This window comes from Acidimicrobiales bacterium, from assembly GCA_035316325.1.
Taxonomy (GTDB): domain Bacteria; phylum Actinomycetota; class Acidimicrobiia; order Acidimicrobiales; family VFJN01; genus DASXTK01.
The window spans coordinates 21125-27124 of record DATHJB010000156.1; the positions used below are offsets into that span (position 1 = coordinate 21125).

Annotated in this window: 5 protein-coding genes; 1 reads left to right on the forward strand and 4 read right to left on the reverse strand. The window is 73.0% G+C overall.

Annotated elements, in window-relative coordinates; all coding sequences use genetic code 11:
* Positions 1-38: 38 nt before the first annotated feature.
* Positions 39-2207 (reverse strand): glycosyltransferase, encoded by a 2169-nt coding sequence (locus VK611_20390; protein HMG43702.1) that lies wholly within the window; start codon positions 2205-2207, stop codon positions 39-41.
* Positions 2204-3373, reverse strand: a complete 1170-nt coding sequence (locus VK611_20395) for a glycosyltransferase family 4 protein (protein ID HMG43703.1) — start codon at positions 3371-3373, stop codon at positions 2204-2206. The genes VK611_20390 and VK611_20395 overlap by 4 nt, the downstream gene beginning before the upstream one ends.
* Before the next feature lie 128 nt (positions 3374-3501).
* Here VK611_20395 and VK611_20400 point away from each other — a divergent pair, with 128 nt between their 5' ends.
* Positions 3502-4569, forward strand: coding sequence for a glycosyltransferase family 4 protein (locus VK611_20400; GenBank protein ID HMG43704.1), 1068 nt, complete (start codon positions 3502-3504; stop codon positions 4567-4569).
* A 2-nt stretch (positions 4570-4571) separates the two neighbouring features.
* Here VK611_20400 and VK611_20405 read toward each other — a convergent pair whose 3' ends face one another.
* A complete protein-coding gene (locus VK611_20405) occupies positions 4572-4952 on the reverse strand; it encodes an HNH endonuclease signature motif containing protein (GenBank protein HMG43705.1) in 381 nt (126 codons plus the stop codon).
* A gap of 6 nt (positions 4953-4958) precedes the next feature.
* Positions 4959-5738 carry a DUF222 domain-containing protein gene (locus VK611_20410; protein HMG43706.1) on the reverse strand — a complete coding sequence of 260 codons (780 nt, stop codon included), beginning with the start codon at positions 5736-5738 and terminating at the stop codon, positions 4959-4961.
* Positions 5739-6000 lie beyond the last annotated feature (262 nt).

The following is a 6000-nucleotide window of genomic DNA, read 5'->3' on the forward strand; positions in this document are numbered from 1 at the left end:
TCCGCTCCCGTTGTAGAGCGACAAGTCTCGTTGAGAGTTCAACTACCTGCAACGTTCACACGTCGGAGATGTCCGGCGACCGTCTGCCACATGGCCGCGGCGTTGAACGTCCGCTCCACGGCCTCACGGGCCCCGGTGCCGAGGCGCTTGCGCAGGTCGGGGTCCGTCATGGCCCGCTCGAGCGCAGCACGGAGCGCGGCGCTGTCGTGCGGCGGCACCAGCAGGGCGTCGACCTCGTGGTCGAGGTAGTCGTGCATGGCGGGCGTGTCGGTGACCACGCAGCACTTGCCCAGCGCCATCGACTCCAGGGTGACGCTCTGCCCGGTCGGGTAGGCCAGCGGGCGGGTGGCGACCACGACGACCCGGGCGCGGGCGGTGAGGTCGCGGTAGGTGGAGCGGTCGACGGTGCCGAGGAGCGTGACGTTGGCGGGCACGTCCAATCCCTCGATGTCGTCGGGGCGGCACACCACCCGGACGTCGAGGTCGGTGCCGCGGACGGCGTCGAACAGCGTGGGCCAGTCGCGGCCCTTGTCCCGCCCGACGGCGAGGACGTAGCCCTCCTCCTCGACGTCGCGGGGCGTGAAGTACTGGTGGTCGATGCCGAAGGGCACGTAGGCGAGCCGGTCCTCGGGGATGCCGAGCAGGTCGCGGTAGACCTCGGTCTGGTTGGGTGAGAAGAACACCAGCTCGTCGACGCCGCGGCGGTAGGCCCAGCGGTAGCCCCGGAGCTTGCGGGGCGAGAACTTGGGGGCGTCCATGGCCAGCCAGCAGGCCACGACCACGAACCGGGGGCGGGTGAAGGGCCACAGCCGCAGGGCCCGAAGGCCGGCGAGGAAGTTGCCCTGGCTCTCGAACACGGCGACCACGGCGTCCGACCGGGCGATCCTCGGTGCGGCGAGGAGGGTCTGGAGGAACGGGGCGCCGAGGCGCTCGAGGCGGCGGACGAGCTTCCTGACGGGGGCGAACGTCCACGGCGGCCTGTCGACGGCGTCGGAGTACCGGAGGTCGACGCCGTGGCGCTCCAGCAGCTCGATGCGGTAGCGCTGCTCGTGGGCGTCGCCGGCGTGCCACGACTTGAGGAGGAAGGCCTTGGTCGGCTTGGGGCGGAGCGACGTGACGACATCGCGGATGGCCTGGTGGAAGGGCGCGACGTCGTGGAGCTCCCTGGCCCTGGTCGCCGCGGCCTCGCCCAGCGCCCGGGCGGCATCGGGGTCGTCGAGCAACCTGACGACCGCCGCGGCCATGGCGTCCGTGTCGCCGGCGGCGACGATCACACCGGCGTCGCCGAGCTGGTCGCGCACGCCGCCCACGTCGAACGCCACGATGGGCCGGCTCAACGCCATCGCCTCCATGACCGCGAGCGGGAAGGCGTCCTCCCGCGACGGCAGCGTGAACACGTCCATGCCGGCGATCAGCGGGTACGGGTCGGCGACCTGGCCGGTCAGCTCGACGCCGTTCCCGATGTCGCCCTCGTCGAGCCAGTCCCCTTTGCGCTCCCCGACCCAGCGGAACCGCACCCCGAGGTCGGGGCGCTGGTCCTGGACCGCCTTGGCCACCTGCAGCCACAGGTCGACGCCCTTGCGCTCGTTGACCGTGCCGCACCCGCCCACGACGGGGCCGGTGGGCTCGTGGGTCCGGGTCCCCGCGGCGGCCACCACGGCCTGCACGTCGACCGGCGAGGTGACGACCTCGATGTCCTCGGTGGCGACGCCGACGAGGGGCGCCAACGTGTCGCGAGCCGCGGCCGAGCAGGCCAGGAGCCGGACGTCACGCCAGCGGTGACCCAGCGGGTAGCGCCGCAGCACCGACGAGGCGAGCGTCCCCAGCTCGTGGCTGAGGAGCGCCACCGGGATGCCACGGCGCAGCGCCGGGCGCACGTAGCAGGCCGACTTCACCGTGTTCAGGAACAGGGCGGTCGGACGCTCACGGCGCAGCACGTAGCCCGCCACCAGCTCGTCGAGCCGGTTCACCAGCGGGCGCAGCGCCCCGACCCGCCGCAGCCCGGCCCGCGCCCGGGCCAACGGCTCCTGGCGCAACCCGTCGGCGGCAGCCTCGAACGCGGGGGTCAACGGGCCACCGGCTCGGAGCACGGCGACGACGGTGCGATCCTCGCCGCCGAGGGCGCGGACCACCTCCACCGCCACCCGCGGCGCTCCGGTCAGCGTCGCCTCGTGCGACACGACCACGACCCGCGGGGCGGTGCTCATGCCGACGAGTAGGCGAGCCGGTAGAGCTCCCCGAACCGGGCGCCCACGACCTCGGGGGAGAACGCCAGGGCCCGGCGACGTCCCTCGGCGCCCAGCTCGGCCCGCAGGTCGGCATCGCCGGCGAGGCGCACGATCGCCTTGGCGCCCGCCTCGACGTCGCCGACGGGGAACAGGATGCCCGCCGCCTCGTCGCCCAGCAGCGCCCGGACCGGTTCGAGGTCGCTGCCGACCACCGGCAGGCCGTTCAGCATCGCCTCGGCCGCCACCCGGCAGAACGACTCCAGGTCGGACGGGACGACGACGATGTCACAGCGGCCGTAGGCGACCCGCACGTCGGTGAACTTGCCCTCGATCGAGACGGGGTGCGTGTCGGTCATGGCCCGCAGCTCGTCCCACACCTCGGGGAGCGAGTCGTCGGTCTGGCGGGAGAAGATCAGCCAGCGGACCGGGGCGTCGGCCGCTGTCGTCAGCCGCACCAGGTCGGGCAGGTACTGGAAGCCCTTGTAGACGAAGGGGCTGCCCAGGAACGCGACGCGGAGACGGGGATCGTCGTCGGCGGGGCGGTCGGCCAGCACGTCGGCCGGGTCGATCGGGTTGGGCACGACGGCCACGTCGTCGGCCTTGGTGAGGCCGGCCTGGGCCACCACGTCGCGGGCCAGCGGCGACACCGCCGCGAACTGCACGTCGATGCGGCGCAGCACCTGGCGCCACAGCCAGCCCAGCCGCAGCACCGACGGCGGGAGGTTGAACTCGTGGACCCACACCACCAGGCGGACGCCGCTCAGGGCCGCCGCGGCGATGCTGAGGCTCATCTCCTTGAGGCCGTTGGCGTGGATCGCCGTGAGGTTCCTGCGGTTGCGACGGGCGAAGATCGCCAGCTGGACGGCGCTCCAGGCCCGGCGGGGCGGCCGGGGGCGCTCGCTGGAGATGATCGGCAGGTACACCTCGCTCGCGGCGAGGTCGTGGACCAGGTCGTGGAACCTGCCGTCGGGTGGGCCGGCCAGCACTCTCCGGGCGCGGCCCATCATGTAGGTGAGGACGTTGGCCATCGACCGCGTCGAGCCGCCGACGCCGACAGGTGCGCTGACGAACAGCACCGTCGACTCGTCTTCGCCCTCACCACCGCCGGCCGGCAGCCGATGGAAGGCTCCCGCTCGGCTCGTCACCGTTCGTCGACTCTCACTGCTTGCCCGCCGTTTCTTCCGGTCTCGCCTCCGGTGTTGGGTGGTCACGCTACTGCACCTCGCCCGGGGGTCGGCCAGGGGTCGGCCAGGGGTCGGCTAGAACGACGGCGATGACTGAGCAGGGCAGGTGCCTCCACGTGGTGACCGCCAGCCAGCGCCGGGGCGCCGAGGTCTTCGCCCTCGACCTGGTCACCGAGCTACGGGGGCAGGGCCGCACCGACGAGCTGGTCGCCCTCACCCCCGGTTCGTCCGACGGAGGGCTGGGCGTGCCGACGTTGGGGGACCAGCCGTACGCCCTGTCGACGTTGCGGGCACTGCGGGCCGGCGCCCGCGGGCGAGACGTGGTGGTGGCCCACGGGTCGAAGACGCTGCTGGCGGCGGCCGTAGCGCTGCCGGGGTTGCGGGTGCCGTTCGTGTACCGCAGCATCGGCGACCCGATGGCGTGGTCCGGCAGCGGCGTGCGCCGGGCCCGGACGGCGTTGCTGCTGCGCCGGGCGGCGCGGGTGGTGGCCCTGTGGCCGGGTGCCGCCGACGTGCTGACCCGGGTCCACGGCGTGCCGACCGCCAAGCTGGCGGTGATCCCCAACGGCGTGCCGGCGTCCCGCTGCCCTCTGGCCGACGCGACGGCCCAGGCCGCCGCCCGCCGCGTGTTCGGCCTGCCCGACGGCGAGCCGGTGGTCACGTACCTGGGGGCGCTGAGCCCCGAGAAGCAGGTCGACACCGCGATCCGGGCGGTGGCGGCGCTGCCCGACGTCCACCTGCTGGTGGCCGGCGGCGGCCCTGACCGTGCCGCGCTGGAATCGCTCGCCGAGGCCACGGCGCCGGGCCGGGTCCACTTCGCCGGTCCGGTCGACGGCCCCCGGGAGGCCCTGGCCGCCGGCGACGCCGTCATCCTTCCCAGCCGCACCGAGGGGATGCCGGGCGTCCTGATCGAGGCGGGCCTGACCGGCCGCGCCGCGGTCGCCAGCGACGTCGGCGGCATCCCCGAGATCGTCCGGGCCGGCGAGACCGGGCTGCTCGCCCCACCCGGCGACGTCGAGGCGTTCACCGCGGCGCTCCGCACGGTGCTGGCCGACGCCGAGCCCTTCGGCAAGGCCGCCCACCAGCACTGCGTCGACCACTTCGACATCGCCGTCGTCGCCCGGCACTGGTCGACGCTCCTCACCGACGTGGGCTGACCTCATGGCGGGGGGTGGCTGGGGTCGACCCGGTGGCGGTTGTGGTGGCCACAACGGCAGCGGGCATTGTCCTGGGTGGTCTCGCCGCCGTGGGCCCAGGGCTGGACGTGGTCGATGTCGCAGTCTTCGGCGGGGACCCGGCAGCCGGGAGCGGTGCAGCGTCGATCGCGGTGCTTGACGGCTTGGCGCAATCCACCGGTGAAGAACCTGGCCCGCTTCGACAGGGTGAGGATCCGATCCTCAGGCCCCCACACGACTCGCTCGAACTCGGCCTCCGACAGGTAGGGCAGCAGCTGACCGGGCGCCACGACGGTGCCGTTCGCCAGCTCCAGCATCCGCCGCGCCGAGCTCTCGTAGCCGATGTGGACCACGAACAGCGGCATCGGTGCTCAGCCGTCGGCGGGCGCGATCGCCGAGCGCCGTGCCATCTCGACGAGCGCGTCGGCGCGTCGTTGCGCCGCCGTCCGGGCCAGGTGCTCCACCCGCGTGCTCGCGCCCCAGACGGCCCTTGCGTCGGCCCAGTCGGATCGGAACAGCTCCCGTTCGATCCGACCCAACTCCTCGCTGACGATCGCCCCCGAGATCGGGTCGAGTTGGCCGTCGAGGACGACGTTGCCCCGGAACGTCTCCGACAGGTGCAACCGCCGGGCCTCGAGGTCGTCGGCCGCCTGGGCCTCTTCGCCGTCGGCATCGACGACGCTCTCCCAATGCCGGCAGGCCGCCACGAAGTCTTCGAAGTCCAGCGTCTTCGCGTACTCGACCAGCGTCGCTTCGGCCTCGGGGAAGGCGTCGGCGATGATCATGCGCGCCGACCCCGCCAGGCCCATCAACACCCCGACGTGCTGATCGTCGATCTCGCCAGCCGCCAAAGCGGCCGCGGTGTGGGGCATGAGCCTGACATGCTTGGCCCGGGCCGCCTGGGCCCGCGACTCCCGCCGGGAGGTGTGGCAGTGCCGCTGCAACCAGGCACCAAGGCTCCTTGATCCGTCATCGCGCCAGGCCCGGCGCCCGTCGAACGCCGCCGTCACCCGTGTGGCACACGCCGTGAGGCGTGCCGCCTCTCGATGCAGCCCGACGATCAGCTCACCCAACTCGTCGTCGGACAGCGCGACGGTCTCCAACGCAACCAGGCCGTCGATGGCCTGTCGGAGCTCCAGAAGCCTGTCCACGCCGCACAGCTTACCCCCAAACCGAACACATGTTCGTAGCTTACAACGTAAATGTCGGTCCGGTACCGAGATGAACGACCCAGCATTGGAAGACGGCCTGGCATCACTGGGGTTCACCGAGCTGGGGCGAATCGTCGGCGGGTGGCAGAGCGTCGCCGGCCGACCTGCACGTCTCGATGGCGGCACTGCCGCCGTACCCCTTGCCCGATCTGGCGTGGTTCCCGCCTCTCGCCGACCTCGGGGACGTTGCCGGGTCACCCGA

Excerpts from the sequence above, each read along its gene's own strand:
- VK611_20390 (HMG43702.1), bottom strand. The coding sequence starts at position 2,207 with ATGAGCACCGCCCCGCGGGTCGTGGTCGTGTCGCACGAGGCGACGCTG.
- VK611_20400 (HMG43704.1), top strand. The coding sequence starts at position 3,502 with ATGACTGAGCAGGGCAGGTGCCTCCACGTGGTGACCGCCAGCCAGCGC.
- VK611_20405 (HMG43705.1), bottom strand. The coding sequence starts at position 4,952 with ATGCCGCTGTTCGTGGTCCACATCGGCTACGAGAGCTCGGCGCGGCGG.